14 protein-coding genes are annotated in these 18,281 nt (G+C 65.2%); 7 read left to right on the top strand and 7 right to left on the bottom strand.

The genetic code is table 11. The annotated features are described in order from the left end of the window. Positions 1-101 precede the first annotated feature (101 nt). Both U5A52_RS38365 and U5A52_RS38360 read right to left on the bottom strand, forming a co-directional pair. The gene (locus tag U5A52_RS38365) at positions 102-1,331 is read right to left on the bottom strand and encodes a porin (RefSeq protein ID WP_321939330.1); all 1,230 of its coding nucleotides are present in this window, start codon (positions 1,329-1,331) and stop codon (positions 102-104) included. A 57-nt stretch (positions 1,332-1,388) separates the two neighbouring features. Continuing rightward, positions 1,389-2,174, bottom strand: coding sequence for a MetQ/NlpA family ABC transporter substrate-binding protein (locus U5A52_RS38360; protein WP_321915836.1), 786 nt, complete (start codon positions 2,172-2,174; stop codon positions 1,389-1,391). 267 nt (positions 2,175-2,441) lie between these two features. Here U5A52_RS38360 and U5A52_RS38355 point away from each other — a divergent pair, with 267 nt between their 5' ends. Continuing rightward, the gene (locus U5A52_RS38355) at positions 2,442-3,404 is read left to right on the top strand and encodes a sulfonate ABC transporter substrate-binding protein (protein ID WP_321939328.1); all 963 of its coding nucleotides are present in this window, start codon (positions 2,442-2,444) and stop codon (positions 3,402-3,404) included. A gap of 51 nt (positions 3,405-3,455) precedes the next feature. Here the strand turns inward: U5A52_RS38355 and U5A52_RS38350 are convergent, their stop codons facing one another. The 4 genes from U5A52_RS38350 to U5A52_RS38335 all read right to left on the bottom strand — a co-directional run bounded on the left by U5A52_RS38350 (position 3,456) and on the right by U5A52_RS38335 (position 8,486). Beyond that, a complete protein-coding gene (locus U5A52_RS38350; RefSeq protein ID WP_321939326.1) occupies positions 3,456-4,652 on the bottom strand; it encodes an acyl-CoA dehydrogenase family protein in 1,197 nt (398 codons plus the stop codon). Positions 4,653-4,670: 18 nt separating this feature from the next. Further along, on the bottom strand, positions 4,671-5,738 hold the full coding sequence (locus U5A52_RS38345; protein WP_321939324.1) for an aldo/keto reductase: 1,068 nt from the start codon (positions 5,736-5,738) through the stop codon (positions 4,671-4,673). 42 nt (positions 5,739-5,780) lie between these two features. Further along, the gene (locus U5A52_RS38340) at positions 5,781-7,319 is read right to left on the bottom strand and encodes an ABC transporter substrate-binding protein (protein WP_415774122.1); all 1,539 of its coding nucleotides are present in this window, start codon (positions 7,317-7,319) and stop codon (positions 5,781-5,783) included. Positions 7,320-7,433: 114 nt separating this feature from the next. After that, positions 7,434-8,486, bottom strand: coding sequence for an ABC transporter substrate-binding protein (locus U5A52_RS38335; protein WP_321939321.1), 1,053 nt, complete (start codon positions 8,484-8,486; stop codon positions 7,434-7,436). Between the two features lie 296 nt (positions 8,487-8,782). Between U5A52_RS38335 and U5A52_RS38330 the strand changes: the two genes are divergently transcribed. After that, positions 8,783-10,003, top strand: a complete 1,221-nt coding sequence (locus U5A52_RS38330) for an acyl-CoA dehydrogenase family protein (protein WP_321939319.1) — start codon at positions 8,783-8,785, stop codon at positions 10,001-10,003. Between the two features lie 28 nt (positions 10,004-10,031). Then, a complete protein-coding gene (locus U5A52_RS38325) occupies positions 10,032-11,387 on the top strand; it encodes an LLM class flavin-dependent oxidoreductase (protein ID WP_321939317.1) in 1,356 nt (451 codons plus the stop codon). A gap of 43 nt (positions 11,388-11,430) precedes the next feature. Here the strand turns inward: U5A52_RS38325 and U5A52_RS38320 are convergent, their stop codons facing one another. Beyond that, positions 11,431-12,630: an LLM class flavin-dependent oxidoreductase gene (locus tag U5A52_RS38320; protein WP_415774120.1), complete on the bottom strand. Its 1,200-nt coding sequence runs from the start codon at positions 12,628-12,630 to the stop codon at positions 11,431-11,433. Between the two features lie 299 nt (positions 12,631-12,929). On the opposite strand from U5A52_RS38320, the gene U5A52_RS38315 reads away from it, so the two are divergent. Genes U5A52_RS38315 through U5A52_RS38300 form a run of 4 tightly spaced genes read left to right on the top strand, consistent with a single transcriptional unit; the run spans position 12,930 to position 18,253 of the window. Beyond that, positions 12,930-14,531 carry an ABC transporter substrate-binding protein gene (locus tag U5A52_RS38315; protein WP_321915789.1) on the top strand — a complete coding sequence of 534 codons (1,602 nt, stop codon included), beginning with the start codon at positions 12,930-12,932 and terminating at the stop codon, positions 14,529-14,531. Positions 14,532-14,574: 43 nt separating this feature from the next. Then, positions 14,575-15,555, top strand: coding sequence for an ABC transporter permease (locus U5A52_RS38310; protein WP_321939315.1), 981 nt, complete (start codon positions 14,575-14,577; stop codon positions 15,553-15,555). Positions 15,556-15,568: 13 nt separating this feature from the next. Continuing rightward, a complete protein-coding gene (locus U5A52_RS38305) occupies positions 15,569-16,546 on the top strand; it encodes an ABC transporter permease (RefSeq protein ID WP_321939313.1) in 978 nt (325 codons plus the stop codon). Positions 16,547-16,555: 9 nt separating this feature from the next. Beyond that, the gene (locus U5A52_RS38300; RefSeq protein ID WP_321939311.1) at positions 16,556-18,253 is read left to right on the top strand and encodes an ABC transporter ATP-binding protein; all 1,698 of its coding nucleotides are present in this window, start codon (positions 16,556-16,558) and stop codon (positions 18,251-18,253) included. The last annotated feature ends 28 nt before the right edge of the window (positions 18,254-18,281 follow it).

The raw sequence follows: 18,281 nt of genomic DNA, 5'->3' as shown, positions 1-18,281 counted from the left end.
GCGGATGAGCGTGCGCGTCCAAACGAACGCCTCATTATCCAACAGGATGGACGAGCGAGCCGGCGCCCTCGAATCGGCTGAACGGCGGCTCGCGTTGCGCGTTAGAACAGGTGCTTGATACCCGCAGACACCGCAACCTGATTCGACGTTGTCGAGGGCGACAGGTAGCCGATGTCCGCGACCGCTTGGCGGCCCCACGAGTCCACGCCGCTTGCGTGCTGGTACGCGGCCGTTGCGTACAGTTCGGTGGCCTTCGAGAGCGAGTAGCCGGCGCCCAGGTTCCACTGCTCATAGCGCGCGCCACCACTGCCGTTCAGGTTGCCGCCATTCGTGTAATCGAACGACGTGCCCACGCGCAGGAACGGCGTGACCTGATAACGCACGCTCGCGCCCACCGTACTGAACGAGGCCGTGCCGTGGTAGTTCTGCGTGTTGAGCGAGGCCGTAGCGCCGAGATCGCGGTATTGCGTGTTGGACCAGGCGAGGCCCAGGATGGCCGAGCCGATGGTCCAGGTCGAGGCCACGGCGACCGTTTGCTGCGTGCGCGCGGAGGCGAATCCCGAGATGGACGGATTCGATGCCGGGCTCGTGGCGGAACCGGCCGAGCCGAGATTGTTGCCCGTGGCGCTCGCGTTCGCATTCGTGCCATAGAGCGAGTTGTTCGGATTGCGCGCGTTGATGATCGACGCGGCGATCGCAACGCTCGGTCCGGAATAGCTGAAGCCCGTGGACCAGTACTGGTTCTGCGTGAAGTTGCCGGCAATCCCGCCCAGGCTGTATAACGCGCCAAACCGGAATCCACCAAAGGAGTCCGAACTGTATTTGATCGCGTTATTGATGCGGTGCGTGAAGTTGAGGTTATCGTAGTCGGCCGGATGGATCGCGAGATTGCCGAAGTACCACGCATAGAGCAGCGGCGACACGTAATCCACCGCGGCGTCGGACTGACGCCCAAGCGATGCGGTGCCGTAGTTCGGCGCGGTGAGCCCGACCCATGCCTGACGGCCGAACAGGGTGCCGCCCTGGCCGAGCGTGCCATTGCTCACGCTAAAGCCGCTTTCGAGCACGAACAACGTCTTCACGCTGCCGCCCAGATCTTCGGTGCCTTTCAGGCCCCAGCGGCTCGAACTCGGGCCCGAGGTGCCGCTGTCGAACTGGGCGACCTGGCCGCCCCCGGTGGGTTTGCCACCGGCGGCCGTTGCCGCTGTTTGAACGTTATTCGTGTAGGTCACGTTGCCCGTGACGATACCGTAGAGCGTCACGCTGCTCTGAGCGTAGGCTGCGGCGGGTGATAGTGCGATGGTAGTGAGCGCGAGAAGTGTTTTTTTCATGGTTCGGGTCTTGTTTTAAAACGTGGTCGAGACTAGACAGCGGCAATCTGGAATGCGTTAGTGCGGGAAGTAATCGGGCAGGCGATAGCCTTTGTAGGTCTCATTGCGCAGGATCGCGGCACGGAACTCTTCCGACCGATAGGCCGCGACGATATCGGCGGTCTCCGGTGAGTTGCGGTTCGCCGATTTGACGACCACTTGATTCACGTATGGCGAGCGCATTTGCTCGAGCGCCAGCGCTTCGGTCAAACGGTGCCCGCTGGAAATGGCGAAGTTGCCCTGGATCGCCGCGAAATCGACGTCCTCGAGGGCGCGCGGCGCCTGTGCAGTTTCGAGCGGGACGATACGGATGCCAGCAGGATTGGCGACCACGTCACGCTCGGAGACATCGACAGGATTGGGATTCTCGCGAATGCGGATCCAGCCGATCGACTGGAGAATCTTGAGCGCGCGTTCGAGGTTGACGGGGTCGTTCGGCACGGCGACCGTTGCGCCGGCTTTCACCTCGGAGAGCGAACGATGGCGGGTCGAGTAGAGGCCCATAGGCGGTGTCGGCACTTGTACGACGCCGACGAGATCGGTGCCGTTCCGGTCGTTGTATGCCTTCAGATAGACGTTGTGCTGCATCACGTCCGCCGCGATCTCGCCGTGCCAAACCGCCTGATTTGCTTCGAGACCGGTGCTGAAGTTGACATACTGAACGGTGTAACCCTTGCGTTTGAGTTGCGGCTCGACGCCTTCGCGGAATTCGTCGGCGTATGGGCCGGGCACGAAGCCGACGCGCAACACGTGAGCGGCATTGTCGGCAGCGTGCACCGGCAATTGCAGCGCAAACAGTGCGATAGTGGAAAATACTATTTGGATAACTAATTTATTTATCACGATGGAGGCCTTCGCGGTCTGGGAAGGCCGATTATGGTTGTGAGACTTTGGGGCGGCCAATATTAAATCGAGATTTACATATCGACTGGTGACATAGAACGCAAAGCAATACGGTTATCTGCGGCGAGAATTAGAAACGCAGGATTTGATGGTTTTCGCTGCGCCGCGCGGCTTATAACATCGGCTTCTTCCTTATTCACTGTCGACCTCACGTCGAGACAACCGGGCATGAACGCACGCCGTCACTTCATTCGCATCTCAGCGGGAGCCGCTGCGCTCGCCGCGTTGCCCATGCTCAACGCGGGACCCGCGCGCGCGGCCAGCGCAGCGCGTACGCTGCGCGTAGGCAATCAGAAAGGTTATCTGAGTCTTCTGAAAGGACGTGGAACCCTCGAGAAGCGGCTCGCTCCGCTTGGTGTCTCCGTCACGTGGACAGAGTTCGACGCAGGCCCGGTGCAACTCGAAGCGCTCAACGTGGGTTCGATCGACTTTGGCGACGTGGGCGAGGCGCCCCCCATCTTCGCGCAGGCAGCGGGTGCGCCGCTCGCCTACGTCGCGGCCACGGTGCCGCGCCCGCAGTCGGAAGCGGTGCTGGTGCCTCACGCTTCAGCGATACGCAGTGTGGCGGATCTCAGGGGAAAGACGATTGCGCTCAATCGCGGCAGCAACGTCCACTATTTTCTCGTGAAGCTGCTGCAAGCGCACAGCATCCAGTATGGCGACGTGAAAGTCGTGTTCCTCGCGCCCGCCGACGCGCGCGCGGCGTTCGAGCGCGGTTCCATCGATGCGTGGGTGATCTGGGACCCGTTCCTCGCCGCCGCGCAAAAAACCCTCGACGCGCGCATTCTCGCCGACGCGAGCGGCGTGGTCGGCAACCGCGCCTACTACTTCTCGTCGCTCAGCTACGCGAAGCAGAACCCCGATGTCATCAAAATTCTCATCGACGAATTGAGCCAGATCGACCAATGGGGGCAGGCTAACCGGGCCGCGCTCGCCACCCAGCTCGCGCAGTTGTGGGGTCTGCCGAACGATGCGGCTAGCGAGGCAATCGCACGCGTGCAGTTCGGCACAGGCCCTATCACGAAAGCCATTCTTGCGGAGCAGCAGCAGATCGCCGATACGTTCTTTGACCTGAAGCTGATTCCAAAACGCGTGAACGTGCTGGAAGCGGCTGCGCCGGGCATCGTCTAGCGCTCGGCACAACGTATCCACCCCGGCCGCAACTCGCGCGACGGGGTTTTCTCACACGCCCAGCGCGCGGCGCGCGGCCATGCTCCGCAGCAAACTATTGGACGGCGCGTGAATACGCGCGCACTGCACATTGCGGTGATGGCGTTCGAGCGGATTGTGCCGCGCAATCCCATGGTTGCCCGCGAGTTCAAGCGCGATCTCAACGGCCTGAATGGCGTTGTCGACCACGTCGTGCTTGACGAGGGCGGACAGCTCGGCGGGCGCGGTGCCTGCGTCGATCGCCTCGGCATGCGTGCGCAGCAGCCAGTCGTTGCTAGCCAGCCGCATCTCGATGCGCCCCACGTTTTCCTGCACGATGGGAACGGTGGCCAGCGCCGCGCCCCCGAGCGCGGCCGGTTTGCGCTCACTGAGGAAGGCGAGCAGCCAGTCGCGGGCCGCGCGCGCTGCGCCGTCATAGACGGTGCCGACGAGACTGAAGTACCACGCCGTGGCATGCGGATCGCGCTGCACGCCGAGATGGGCCGGCCGCAAGCCGACAACATCGTCAACGGGAATCGCCACGTCCGTGAACGCCACGTCGTGACTCGCGCTCGCTCGCATGCCGAGCGGGTCCCAGGTCTCCACGATGCGCACGCCCGCCGCCTCGCGGGGCACGAGGAAATGGCCGAGGCGCGGCTCGGGCTCGTCCGTGCGTGCGAGCACGTTGATCCACGCGAGCAAGGGTGCGCCCGTCACATAGAGCTTATGGCCCGTGATGCGCCACGTGCCGCCTTCTCGGCGCGCGAGCGTCTCGGGCAGGCCGCCATGCGAGGGCGAACCGAGCGCCGGCTCGACCTGGGCCGCGTTGACGAGCGCGCGGCCTTCCACGCTCGCACGCGTGAGGCGTCGCGCGAGCGCTGCGGGCCAGTGGCCCGTGTTCTCGCGCGCGTCGTGCACGATCATGGCGTGCTGACTGTAGTGCATCGAGAGAATGAGCGCCACCGATGGGTCGCCATAGGCCACTTCGGCGACTATGGCGCGCGCGAGCGCGAGCCCGGCGCCGAAGCCGCCGTCGCGGCGCGCGATATTCGCGCGAAGCAGGCCCGCTTCGCGCAACGCGCGGAACTGCTCGAGCGGCGGGGTGGCGTCGCGGTCATGCTCGTCGGCCACGGCGGCAAACGCGCGGCCCAGCAGCGCCGCGCGCTCGATCAACGCGGCCGCCTGATCGTCGTCGCGCGCGAGCGTGGCGTCTGGCGTGAATGCGTTCACGGTGCACTCCCTGTGCGTTTAACGTTCGCCGCCCGGCGCACGCGGGTCGGGTGCAGCGCCATGGCGCACGATGCGGCCGAAGAACGGGTGGCCCGGGTCATTGAATCCCGGTGTCGACGGATGGCCGCTCGCCACGAGCGAATCGACGAATGCTTCGTCATCCTCATCGAGACGGTACTGCAACGCGGGCAGATAATCGCGCCATTGCGCCTCCGTGCGCGGCCCCGCAATCGCCGAAGTGATATAGCGGCTATTGAGCACCCACGCCAGCGCGAATTGCGCAGCGCTGAGCTTGCGTGCGTGCGCATGCGCCTCTACACGCCGCGCGAGTTCGATCGTCTCCGCTCGCCATTCAGTCTCGTTCAGGCGGCGGTCTTGGCGTCCCGCGCGCGTGTCGGCGCCGGGCTGGGCGCCGGGTTCGTACTTGCCGGTCAGCACGCCGCGCGCGAGCGGGCTGTACGAAATCACGCCTAGTCCATAGTGCCACGCGGCGCTCAACTGCTCCGCCTCGACCTGGCGATTGGCGAGGTTGTAGAGGGGCTGGCTCGCGACGGGCCGCGGCACGCCCAGCAAATCGGCTACACGGCTGAACTCGGCAATACGCCATGCGCGATGATTCGACAGACCGTAGTGACGCAGCTTGCCGGCCGCGATCAGGTCGCCCAGCGCGCGCACCGTTTCCTCGACAGGGGTGTGGTGGTCCTCGCGATGCAGATACACGAGGTCCAGGTAATCGGTACCGAGGCGGGCCAGGCTCGCTTCGACCGCGCGGATCACGTGCTTGCGCGACGCGCCGGCTGCGTTGATGTCGCGGCTGCCGCTGCCGGGCGAGAAGTCGAACGGGTTGCCGAACTTCGTGGCGAGCACCCAGCGGTCGCGCTGCCGTGCAATATGGCGGCCAACCACGCGCTCCGATTCACCCTGGTGATAGACGTCGGCAGTATCGATCGAATTCACGCCTTGTTCCTGCGCGGCGCCGATGATGCGTTCGGCCGTGGCGTCGTCGGTCTGTCCGCCGAACATCATCGTGCCCAGCGTGAGCGTGGAGATTTTCAGGCCGCTATGGCCAAGTTGCCGGTATTCCATGGATTTTCCTTTGTTCATGCAATCAGTGCGACGTGAGCGCGCTTACCGCGAAAGCCAGACATCGGCGAAACTCGCGGCCGTGCCGTCGGGTGAAATGGAGTGGTCGTGCACGCGCTTCGAGGCGAGCGTCACCCACTGCGGCGAGACGAGATTCAGATCCGGCAGATCGCGCTCCAGAATACGCTGGATTTGCGCGAACTGCTGCTTGCGCTTTGTTTCATCGCTTTCTCGCGCGGCTTGTGCAAAGAGGCTGTCGATTTGCGGGTTGCTGTAGTGCGAGCCGTTCGTGAACGGCACGCCGGGGCGGAAATTGTCGGTCGTATACAAGCGCGCCACGCCGACCACCGGATCGAACAGATTGCTCATGCCGTTCACGGTGAAATCGAACTGCCGGTCGGTATAAACGCGCTTCAAATAGGCGGCAAGATCCTGATTGCGGATCGTCACGGCGATTCCCACCCGCGCGAGCGCCGACTTGATGTACTCGCCCGTGCGCGCGGGCAGGTCGCCAATCGGCAGCGGGTCGAGCGTGAGCGCGAAGCGCGTGCCGTCCGCCTTGCGCGGATAACCGGCCTCGTCGAGCAGACGGTTCGCGCGCGCCACGTCGAACGGGTAGGGCGTGGGCGCAGCGTCGTAGTAGCGGTTCGACGGCATCAGCGGGCTCGCGGTGGGCGTGGCGTAGCCGTAGTAGATGACCTTGCGGATGACTTCGCGATCGATCGCCGAGGCAATCGCCTGACGCACTTTCAATTGCCCGAGCACGGGATTGTCGAGATTGAACTCGATACGCGCCACGCCCGCCTGAAATTCGTAGCCGCGTGTTTCGATACCGAGCTTCGGGTTGGCCTTGAGGCGATCGAGGTCGGCGAGCGGAACAGGCGTATCGCCGGCGAGATCGACCGAGCCGTCCTCGAACGCCACTGCACGCGCGGCGGGATCGGCGATGATCTTCACGATGATGCGGTCCAGATACGGCTTGCCTGCGTTCCAGTAATCGTCGTTGCGCGCATATTCGATGTAGCTGCCGCGCACCCATTTGACGAAGCGAAACGGACCGGTGCCAATGGGCGCATTATTGGCCGGATTGGCGAGCACGTCCTTGCCCTCGTAAATGTGCTTCGGCAGGATCGGCGTTTCCGAGGCCGAGTACGCGCGAATCAGCCACGGTGTCGGTTCGCTGAGCGTCAGCACGACCGTATAGGGGTCGGGTGTGGCGATCGCGGTGACGTTCGCGAAGGTGGTGCGCGCGCGCGGATGCACCTTGCGCAGCGAGTCGATCGACCACGCAACGTCGGCCGAAGTGAACGGCGCGCCGTCGTGCCATTTCACGCCGTGCCGCAGGTGAAACACATAACGGCGGCCGCCATCCTCGATCTCCCATGATGTGGCGAGCAGCGGCTTCGGCTTCAAATCGAAGTCGTAGTCGAGCAATCCTTCAACCACTTTCGGGCTGACTTTGAGGACATTCACGGCTGTCGTGGCGACGTCCACGAGCGCCGTTGGCTCCGGCATCACCACGAAATTGAGCGTGCCGCCGCGTGTCTGAGCGTGCGCGGCGACGTGCGCGATGACGCTCGCCATGACCAGAACCAGCAGAACGATACGACGTGCCGACGTGCGCAGGAGGAGAGGAATCATCGATTAGGCAAAAAGGCGATCAGAAAGTTGGGAGCGCAAGGGGCCACGCTTCACGAGTTAGCGGGCGAATGCCGCCCGACGCGCAAGCGCCGCCTCGAGCGGCGCCGGATCGACCCATTGTGCGAAGTCGAAATCGGCTGCGATAAAACCGTGCTCGAAGAGAAAGCGCTTGAAGTGCTCGAGCGCCCCGAGCGCCCCGGCATCCAGCCCGATTGCCAGTTGCCGGTGCAAGCCAGCGCCATAGGCGCGCGTCACCCAGTGCTCGGCGCTGCGCACTTCGCGCGCCACATAACGCGTGACCTCGCCGGGATGCGCATGGGCCCACGCGGCGGCGTCGAGCGTGCGTGCGAGCACGCGTTCGACGAGGTCGGGACGCTCGCGCAGGAGTTGAGCATCGACGGTAAGCGGGCGCGGCGTCCCGTTGTTCGCATGCGCGCGGCGATCGGGATGCGCGCTGATTTCGACCAGCACGCGCGCGCCAATTACGTTGGCTATGTCGAGACCCGTCGCGCCCTTGACGAACACCACGTCGGCTTCGCCGCGCAAGAGCGCCGCGGCCTCGCGTGCAAATTCGTGAGCGCGCTGCGCATCGAGCCATTCGGCAAGCGGTGCGGATTCTTCCGGTTTCGCGTGCGCGAGACCACGAGGCGCATGCGGCAGATCCACCAGTTCGACATCGCCAGGTGAGACGCTGATGGCTTCGAGCAGCGTGTGAAAGCCGCGCAGCGCAGTGGCGCGGTGAAAATCGACCACTTCGGCGGCGTGATTGATCGGTAATCCGAATCGACGGCCGGCGAGCGAGGCGCGTGTTGGTGTGAGGCGCGGATCGAGTGTAATGAGCGCCTGAAACTCGTCGACCCAGCTCACGCCGATGAGCCGCGTGTCGCTGCCTTGCGCTCGTGCCCACAGCGCTGGAATGTTGCCGCCCTGGCGAAACGACCATGGCTGCGTATGCGTGAAGTGCGAGCGGCGAATCGACGGATCGGCGGCGTCCTGCAGCGCCTTCACCTCGATGCCGTCGGCAGCGAATTCCTCCTGCAGCAGTCCTTGCTGCGCGGCAATGCCAAATGGCGTCGGTGCAGGGCAACGGGTGTACCAGAGAAGCGTCATGAAGATTCCTCGGTCGCGAATGGGCACTCGGCGCATAGCGTCTGCGCGGGCAGACTGGAGCGAACGATTATCGGCAAGCGCTTGCTGCGCGGTCAAAGAACGATTCGTGAAATAGGTCCCCGCGCCAGCGTGATTTGCTTTGGCCGCAACGTCATGCTGCTTGAATGCGCACAATGCAGGCCAACGCAGACAGACGAATAACAAAATGCGAATTCCGTGGTTAGTCGCGGGCAATGCGCTCCCTATACTTTCCCTTTTGGCCAAACGCCTCGAGGCCTGACGAAAAGGAAAACTCAATGTCCGCACTTCCCACTGAACTTTCGCCGAATTTGTCGTTGCAGGACGCGCTCGCCAACTTGCCATCGCTTGCGAACGAAATCGGCAAAGACGCAGCGGCGCGCGAAGGGCGCCGCGAACTGCCTTTCGAAGGCTTCGACGCGTTTCGCCGCTCGGGGTTGGGGCGCCTCAGGTTGCCGGTGGAATGGGGCGGTCTGGGCGGCTCGCTCGTGGACGAATTCGACGTGATCGCCGCGCTGGCCGCCGCCGACAGCAATCTCGCGCACGCGCTGCGCATTCACTACGATCAGACCGAAGCGCTGCTGCTCTCGGCGCGCACGCCGTTCAACGATTTGCAGATTCGGCGTGTAATCGACGGTGCGATTTTCGGCGGCGCCTCGACCGAGCTGGGTACGTCGCGTCCGGGCGAATACACCACGGCGCTCAGGCGCGACGGCAAGGATTATCGGCTCGACGGCCGCAAGTACTATTCGACCGGCACGGCCTTTTCCGACTATGCGCGCCTGAGCGTGCTCAACGACGAGGGCCAGCCGGTCGTGGCGATCGTGCCGGTCCGGCGTGATGGGCTCACGGTGCTCGACGACTGGGACGGCATGGGGCAGCGCATGACGGCGAGCGGCAGTCTCGTGTTCGAGAATCTGCTGGTACGGGCGGACGAGATCACGGAACGGGGCCTCGCCACGCTTGCCGGCCGTCATGGCGGCGCGCTGCGCCAACTCCATCTGGTGGCGGTGGCGGCGGGCATCGTTCGCAACGTGGTTGCCGATGCGAAGCGCTACGTGCTGGAGCACGGGCGGCCCGTGCTGCACAGCACGGCGCCCTCTGCGCGCGAAGACGCGTTCATCCAGCAGATCGTCGGCACACTTTCCGCGCATAGCCATGCGATCGATGCGCTCGTGCGCGAGAACGCCCGCACGCTCGATCGATCGGCACAAGCGATCCGCGCGGGTGCGCCAGACGCCGATGCACTCGTGCTGGAAGGGGCACTGGCCACGGCGCGCACGCAACTCGTGGTCAGCAAGCTCGCGCTGGAAGCGGGCGAGCGCCTGTTCGAAGCGGGTGGCGCTTCGGCCACTTCGCGTGCGCACAATTTCGACCGGCACTGGCGCAACCTGCGCACGATCTTCAGTCACAACCCGCTGCTGCACAAGGCGCGCGTGGTGGGCGACTACGCCTTGAACGGCGTGACGACGCACCTCACCGAAGGCCGCGTTTTCTGAAATCCATGATTCGAGGAGTGGCCACGAGATGAGCCGAACCGAAGCGTCGCGCCAGTTGCATCTGAACGTCAATATCCTGCATTCGGGCTTTGTGCCGTCCGCCTGGCGTCTGGCCGAAGCCGATCCTCGCGCATTCGTGGACGTGGGGCACTATGTGCGTGTCGCGCAACTTGCCGAAAGCGCGAAGTTCGATGCGGTGTTTCTTGCCGACAATGCCGCGATCATCGACCAGATCGACTTCCGCCCGATTACGGCGCTCGAGCCCACCGTGCTGCTCGCCAGCATCGCCGCGGCGACTACGCATATCGGCGTGATCGGCACGGCTTCGACGAGCTACAACGAGCCCTACAATATCGCGCGCCGCTTCGCCACGCTCGATCATGTGAGCCGTGGCCGTGCGGGCTGGAATGTCGTGACGACGGCCGATTTGCCCTCGGCGCGCAACTTTGGCCACGACGCGGTGCCCGATCACGCGCAACGCTATGCGCGGGCCGCCGAGTTCACGGAACTCGTCAAGGCGCTCTGGGACAGCTGGGAGGACGACGCCTTCGTTGGCGACAAGGCAAGCGGGCGCTTCATCGACGTGACGAAGGTACGGCCTGTTGCGCACGAGGGGCGCTTTTTCAAGGTGCAGGGGCCGCTGAACCTCCCGCGTGCGCCGCAGGGGCACCCTGTGCTCGTGCAGGCGGGCGGCTCAGGCGACGGCCGCGATCTTGCCGCGCGTCACGCGGAGGCCGTCTTCTCCGCGTCGCAATCGTTCGAGGAATCGGCCGCGTACCGGCGCGATCTCAACGCGCGCGCCGCCGCATACGGGCGAACCCAGGGCGTGCAGGTGTTGGCGGGTCTCACCACCGTTATCGGCGCGACCGAGGCCGAGGCATTGCGGCGTCGCGACGAACTCGTCGAGCAGATTCCGTGGCGCTACAGCCTCACGCGCCTCGCCGGCACGCTGGGCCTTTCGCCCGATCAGCTCGAACTCGACGCGCGCCTGCCGGATAACCTCGCGCTGCCGGGCGGCGGCAACGGCAATCACACGTTCTTTCACGCGACGATAGCCGAGGCGCGGCGAGGCGGCCACACGGTACGCGAGCTGATCCGCTCGCTCGCGGGCGGCGGCGGCCATCGCGTGATCGTTGGCACTCCAGAGCAGATCGCGGACGATATCGAGCACTGGTTCACGGGCGAGGCCGCCGACGGCTTCAACCTCATGCCCGACGCACTGCCGGACGGGCTGGAAGCATTCGTGAATGGCGTGGTCCCGATCCTGCAACGCCGTGGACTCTTTCGAACCGAATACGAGGGCAACACCTTGCGCTCGCATCTCGGGCTCGAACGGCCGGGCGGTCGCGAGGCGGCGGCGGGCGCGGCGCTGCAGCACGCCTGAAGCAGTGGGTACGCGGTGCTTCGGGTGCCGCGTACCCACTGCTTCAGCGGCGCAACCCCGCCTCGTGCAGCAACGGCAGCACGCGTTCGCCGAAGAAGTCCAGGTCGGGCTGAAAATCGTAGAAGCTCAACTGCACGCCGTCGATGCCCGCCGCGTGAAGTTTGATGATCTTGTCGGCCACCTCTTCGGGCGAGCCCACGATCGCAATGTTGCCGCCCACAGCGCGCGAGGCCGCCTTTGCGCGATCTTCGAAACCGCCTCGCCATGCGTGTGCGTCGCTGTCGAAACGGTGAAAGCTCCCTTCGTCGGCGTGCGCGACGATGGCGTCGTGATAGTCGCGCGCCTCGGCCGAAGTCTCGCGGCAAATCACCATCGGATTGATCAGCGTGCGCACCTCGCGTCCATACGCGCGCGCCGCAGTCTTGACGCGTACGACGTGCGCGGGCAGCGCCTCCAGCGCGCGATCGATCTGCGGGCCGGCCGGGCTCGTGATGAACACCACATCGGAGTAACGCGCGGCGAAGTCGATGCCCGCATCGGAGCCCGTCGCGTTGATGAGCAGCGGGCGTCCGTAGCGCGGCTTGGGCGTCACGAACGCGCCTTGCAGCCGCCATCCCGAGAGTTCCGGCTCGAAACTGAGGTTATCCGGTTGCGCCCACAACTGCTGCACGGCCTCGAGAAATTCGGCGGCCATCTCGTAGCGCCGGTCGTGCTCGATGCGGTTCCAGCCGAACATTTCGTGTTCGACGGCACGATGCCCCGTGACCACGTTGATGCCCCAACGTCCGCGCGAAATGTGATCGAGCGTGGCCGTGAACTTGGCGAAGTGCAGCGGGTGCCACGGCCCGTAGAGCACGTGGGTCGTCGCCGCCAGGATGATGCGCTCGGTGCGCGCGGTCAGCGCGGCCAGCGTCATGAACGAGTCGAGCGCGTGACCGTCGAACACGCCGCCATAGCCGCCTTTTGGCAGCCATTGCGACAGGGCGAAGACGAGATCGAAGCCGAGCGCCTCGCACTTTTGCACGAGCGCGGCGTTGTAGTCGAACGACCAGTCCGTGCTGCGCGGCAGCGTGGACGCGCTCCATCCGCCAGCCTGGATCGGCAGGAACAGGCCCAGCATGAGCGGCTGCGCGAACGCGCGCGCCACCGGGCTATCGGCAAAGGCAGCGGGGGAGGCCACAGGCACGAAGGGGGTGGCGGCGGCGGTAGATGGGCGCGGCTCGGCCACGTGAATTTCGCTCAAGACAGACACCTTGGAAGTTCGTTGCGGCGCCGGGCGCCTTTGCTGATCAATTGGTTGTTCATTCAATCGATTGATTAAACACGCGCCGCGCGCGAATAACAAAGAAGCTTTTCTGCTTTCCAATTGAATGGCCGCACTGCTGCATTTGCGGTTCGGTGCGTGAGTTCATATGGATAGCAGCATCGCTTGGTTAGCGCGCGAGAAGGCCGTTGCTACGATTGCAGAACTGTCGCCACGGCGCGAATTGACCGGTTTTCGCAGAGCCCCGCTTTGCCCCATTCATATCGGAACGCATCAGCATGTCACGTTTGACCCGTCGAGAATTTCTCATTGCAAGCGGCGCAGCCGCCGCCACGGCGGGGCTGCCCGCGCTTGCCCGCGCCCAGGGCGCTGTTACGCGCAAACGCGGCGGCACGCTGAACGTGCTGATCAATCCCGAGCCGCCGGTGCTGGTCTCGATCTTCCAGACTACCGGTCCCGCGCTCGCGGCAAGCTCCAAGGTGCTGGAAGGTCTGCTTTCCTACGACTTCGACCTGCATCCCCAACCGCAACTGGCGACCGCATGGACCGTGAGCCCCGATGGTCTGCGCTACACGTTCAAGCTGCGGCAAAACGTGCGCTGGCACGATGGCCAGCCATTTACATCCGAAGACGTGGCGTTCTCGGTCGATCTGCTCAAGGCGATTCACCCGCGCGGGCGCAGTACCTTTGCGAACGTGACGAAAGTGCAGACGCCCGACGCCAGCACGGCCATCATCGAATTGTCGAAGCCCGCACCATTTCTGCTGAAGGCGCTTTCGGCGGGCGAGTCGCCCATCGTGCCGAAGCACCTGTACGCCTCGGGCGATCCGCTCACGAACCCGCACAACAACGCGCCCATTGGCACGGGGCCGTTTCGCTTCAAGTCGTGGACGCGGGGCGCGAGCATCGTCTACGAGCGCAATCCCGACTACTGGGACGCCGGCAAACCTTATATCGATGCGCTCGTGTACAAGGTCATTCCCGATCCGGCCGCGCGCTCGGCAGCGTTCGAGACCGGCGCGCTCGACCTGGGCGGCGAGAACCCCGTGCCGCTCACCGACTTGCCGCGCCTCACGCAATTGCCGCAGCTCGTGACCGAAACGCGCGGCTATCGCTTTCTCGAGCCGCTGGCCGAGATCGATTTCAATCTCGATCATCCGGTGTTGAAGGACCCGCGCGTGCGCCAGGCCATCGCGCACGCCATCAACCCGCAGATCGTGCAAAAGACCGTGGCCTATGGCTATGCGGATGTCTCGCCCACGCCCATCACGCCCGCTTCGCCGTATCACGACGCGCAGATCACGCCCTACGCCTTCGACCCGCACGCGGCCGAGGCGCTGCTCGACGCGGCAGGCAAGCCGCGCGGCGCGGATGGCGTGCGCTTCAAGCTCACCCATGATTACCTGCCATACGGCGACATGTACCAGCGCCAGGCCGGCTATGTGAAATCGGCGCTCGCACGTGTGGGGATCGATGTCACGGTGCGCTCGCAGGATCTTCCTTCGTTCCTCAAGCGTGTCTACGCCGACCGCCAGTTCGACTTCACGAGCATCGGCGTGAACACGCTGTTCGATCCGGCTGTGGGCGTGCAGCGTCTTTACTGGTCGAAAAATATCCGGCCCGGAGTGCCGTTCTCGAATGCGCCGCATTACAGCAGCCCGGAAGCGGACCGTCTGCTCGAAGCGGCATCGGTTGAAATCGACGAAAGCCGGCGCGTGAGCCTCTACAAGCAGTTTCAGCAGACCGTTTACCGCGATCTGCCGATTCTCAATCTCGTCGCGCCGCGCATGGTCACGCTCGCCAACCGCCGGGTGCACGATCACACGGTGAGCGCGCAGGGCCTGGAAGGCAATTTCGCCGATGTCTGGCTCAGTGCCTGACTGCGCACCCCATGCGCACCGCAACACCCGACGGAGTCCAACGATGAGCCGAAGCGTTCGCTGGCAAACGATCCTGCGCCGCACCGCCTGGCAGGCGCTGCCCACGGTGCTCGGCATCGTGATTCTCAACTTCTTCCTGCTCAAGCTGATGCCGGGCGACGCCGCCGACGTGATCGCGGGCGAGGCCGGCTCGGCGACAACGGAAACGATGACCCTGCTGCGCGCGAAGTTCGGGCTCGACCAGCCCTTGCTCGTGCAGCTCTGGACGTATCTGAAGCATCTCGCGCATTTCAGCCTGGGCTATTCGCCGCGCTACGACATGCCCGTCATGCAGCTGATCCTCTCGCGGCTGCCCAACACCTTGCTGCTGATGGGCGTGGCGCTTTCGCTCGCACTCGTCGTCGGCGTGGTGCTCGGCGCGGTGATGGCGCACTGGGCAGGCAAGTGGCCCGATCGCGTGTTGTCGGTGTGCGCGCTGCTGTTCTATTCCACGCCGGGCTTCTGGATCGGCCTGCTCGCCATCATTCTGTTCGCGGTCCGGCTTGGGTGGCTGCCGAGCGGCGGCAACGTCACGATCGGGGCGAACCTGCACGGCTTCGCCTATGTCGCCGATGTCGCGCGTCACGTGTTGCTGCCCGCGGCAACACTCGCCACCTTCTTCGTGGCGATCTACGCGCGCATTACGCGTGCCGCGATGATCGAAGTCCAGCGCCAGGATTTCGTGCGCACGGCGCAGGCCAAGGGTCTGCATCCGTGGCGCGTAACGTTGCGGCACGTGCTGCGCAACGCGCTGATGCCGCTCACCACGCTCGTGGGGCTGCATTTCGGCACGCTGCTTGGCGGCGCGGCCGTGACGGAAACCGTGTTCAGTTGGCCGGGGCTCGGCCGCCTCGCACTCGATGCGGTGCTCGCGCGCGACTTCAGTGTGCTGCTGGGCGTGCTGCTCCTGTCGTCGCTGCTCGTGATCGTCGCGAACGTCGTGGTCGATCTGCTGCAGGCGTGGCTCGATCCGCGCGTCAGTTAACGGAGGAACCGCAATGAGTTTCGAATCGCCGGATCTGCCGGTTGCAACCGGAAGCGCCGCCGCAAGCCAGGGTTCGCCGTGGCGGCGTCAGTTGGAGTTTGCGCTGCTTGGCCGCCGGGGCGCTGATCGCGCAGGCGCGCCCGCACGGCGCGCCGGGCTTGCTTTCTGGCGCGCGCTGGTGCGCAACCCATCGGCGTGCGCCGGCCTCGCACTGCTCGCCGCATTCGTGGTGCTCGCCGTGCTCGCGCCGCGGCTCTACCCAGGCGACCCGCTCGACATGGTGGGAGGCCCGTTCGAATGGCCGGGCAGCGACCCGCAGTTCTGGCTCGGCACCGATTCGCTCGGGCGCGACGTAGCGGCCGGCATCGCGCACGGTGCGCGCGTGTCGCTGCTGATCGGCGCGGCGTCCGCCGGCATCGGGCTTGTGATCGGCACGCTGGTGGGAGCGATCGGCGGTTATTTCGGAGGTCTGATCGATGACGCGCTGGTACGCCTCACCGAACTCTTCCAGACCGTGCCGTCGTTTTTGCTGGTGATCGTGCTCGTGGCGATCGGGCGGCCCAACGTGGTGGTCATCGCGCTCGCCATCGGCATTGCCTCGTGGCCCACGGTCGCCCGTATCGTGCGCGCTGAGTTTCGCACGCTGCGGCGCTCGGACTTCGTGCTGGCGGCGCGCAGCCAGGGGTTCAGCAATACGCGCATCATTTTTGGCGAGATCCTGCCCAATGCGTTGCCGCCGGTCATCGTCACGGCTTCGGTCATGGTGGCGAGCGCCATTCTGATCGAGTCGTCGTTGTCGTTCCTCGGCATGGGCGACCCGAATGTCATGAGCTGGGGGGCGATGATCGGCGCCGGACGCGATTCGCTGCGCACGGCGTGGTATCTCACGGCGATTCCCGGCGCGGCCATCGTCCTCGCCGTGCTCGCCCTCAATCTGCTCGGCGACGGCCTGACCGAGGCCCTCAATCCGCGGCAACGGCAACGACCGTAAAGGTGTCTCGTGAGCCAACTGCTAGAAGTACGCGATTTGCGCGTGAATTTTGGGGCACACGAAGCGGTGCGCGGCGTGAGCTTCGACATCGCGGCGGGCGAAACGCTCGCGCTGGTGGGCGAATCGGGCAGCGGCAAATCCGCTACGGCGCTTTCGCTCATGCAGCTCGTTCCCGAGCCCGGGCGCGTGACGGGCAGCGTGCGCTTCGAAGGGCGCGAGCTGCTGGGCTTGCCGCCCAAGGCGGTGCGCGAGTTGCGCGGCAAGCAGATCTCAATGATCTTTCAGGAGCCGATGACGTCGCTCAATCCGGTGCTTTCGGTCGGCGAGCAGGTCGTGGAGACGCTGCGCCAGCACGAAGCACTGCCGCGCCGGAGCGCCCGCGCGCGCGCCGTCGAACTGCTCGATCTCGTGCGCATTCCCGAGCCTCAGCGCCGCTTCGACGACTACCCGCACGAGCTATCGGGCGGGCAGCGCCAGCGCGTGATGATCGCGATGGCCGTGGCGTGCCGCCCCCGTCTGCTGATCGCCGACGAACCCACCACGGCGCTCGACGTGACCATCCAGGCGCGCATTCTCGAACTGCTCGACGCGCTGCGCCGCGAGCTGTCGATGTCGCTCCTGCTGATCACGCACGACCTCGGCGTCGTGGCCGATCATGCTGACCGCGTAGCGGTGATGCTGGCCGGGCGCAAGGTAGAGGAAGCGCCTACCCAGGACCTCTTTGCGCACCCGCGTCACGCGTATACGCAAGGGCTCCTGAGCGCTTCCCTCAATCTGGCCGACGATCTGCACTACCGGTCGTGGACTTTGCCGGAAATCCGGCATACGGCACCAGCAGAGGGCGAGGAGGGTGGCTTCGTGGTGGTGCCGCGCAAGGTGCCCGAGCACGCAGCGCCGGGCGTGCGGGCGGCGCACGCCGCGCCGCTGCTCGCCGTGCGCGATCTGCGCGTGGCGTACCCTCAGCGCCGTGGCGCGCCGCCGCTTCACGCCGTAGACGGCGTGTCGTTCGAGATTGGCCGGGGCGAGTCGGTCGGGCTCGTGGGCGAATCGGGCTGCGGCAAGTCCACGCTTTCGCGCGCGATCATGCGCCTCGTGCCGGTTGCGAGCGGCTCGATCGCGCTCGACGGCACCGATCTCGTCGCGCTGCGCGAGCGTGCGTTGCGGCCCCTGCGGCGCCAGGTGCAGATGGTATTTCAGGATCCCTATGCATCGCTCAACCCGCGCCGCACCGTGGGCGATATTCTCGAAACCGTGCTGGCCGTGAATGGCGAGGGCGACGCGGCGGCGCGCCGCGCGCGCGTTCGGTTGGCGCTTGAGCGCGTGGGTCTTCCCGCGGCAGCGCTCGCGCGCTTTCCACATGAATTCTCGGGCGGCCAGCGTCAACGCATCGGCATTGCGCGTGCGCTCGTGCTCGAACCCGCCCTGCTGATCTGCGACGAGCCGGTATCGGCGCTGGATGTCTCGATCCAGGCGCAAATCCTCAATCTGCTCGTCGAACTCAAGCGCGAACTGGGGCTTTCCATGCTATTCATCTCGCACGATCTTTCGGTCGTGCGCTATATCGCCGATCGTGTGCACGTCATGCAGCAGGGCAAGATCGTCGAGAGCGGCGACCATCAGGACATCTGGCGCGCGCCAAGGCATGCATATACGCGCACGTTGCTCGCCGCGATTCCGGGGCGCGAGCGGGAGGCCGAAGCGGCTTGACGCGCGCGTAGAGGCACATCGCGCAGCA

The sequence above is a fragment of the Paraburkholderia sp. J8-2 genome (assembly GCF_905220195.1).
Classification (GTDB): Bacteria; Pseudomonadota; Gammaproteobacteria; order Burkholderiales; family Burkholderiaceae; genus Paraburkholderia.
Note: the sequence above shows the minus strand (reverse complement) of the source record. Positions and strands in the feature narration are given on the sequence as shown.

Excerpts from the sequence above, each read along its gene's own strand:
- U5A52_RS38355 (WP_321939328.1), top strand. The coding sequence starts at position 2,442 with ATGAACGCACGCCGTCACTTCATTCGCATCTCAGCGGGAGCCGCTGCG.
- U5A52_RS38330 (WP_321939319.1), top strand. The coding sequence starts at position 8,783 with ATGTCCGCACTTCCCACTGAACTTTCGCCGAATTTGTCGTTGCAGGAC.
- U5A52_RS38335 (WP_321939321.1), bottom strand. The coding sequence starts at position 8,486 with ATGACGCTTCTCTGGTACACCCGTTGCCCTGCACCGACGCCATTTGGC.
- U5A52_RS38340 (WP_415774122.1), bottom strand. The coding sequence starts at position 7,319 with ATGGCGAGCGTCATCGCGCACGTCGCCGCGCACGCTCAGACACGCGGC.
- U5A52_RS38365 (WP_321939330.1), bottom strand. The coding sequence starts at position 1,331 with ATGAAAAAAACACTTCTCGCGCTCACTACCATCGCACTATCACCCGCC.
- U5A52_RS38305 (WP_321939313.1), top strand. The coding sequence starts at position 15,569 with ATGAGTTTCGAATCGCCGGATCTGCCGGTTGCAACCGGAAGCGCCGCC.
- U5A52_RS38310 (WP_321939315.1), top strand. The coding sequence starts at position 14,575 with ATGAGCCGAAGCGTTCGCTGGCAAACGATCCTGCGCCGCACCGCCTGG.
- U5A52_RS38315 (WP_321915789.1), top strand. The coding sequence starts at position 12,930 with ATGTCACGTTTGACCCGTCGAGAATTTCTCATTGCAAGCGGCGCAGCC.
- U5A52_RS38345 (WP_321939324.1), bottom strand. The coding sequence starts at position 5,738 with ATGGAATACCGGCAACTTGGCCATAGCGGCCTGAAAATCTCCACGCTC.
- U5A52_RS38325 (WP_321939317.1), top strand. The coding sequence starts at position 10,032 with ATGAGCCGAACCGAAGCGTCGCGCCAGTTGCATCTGAACGTCAATATC.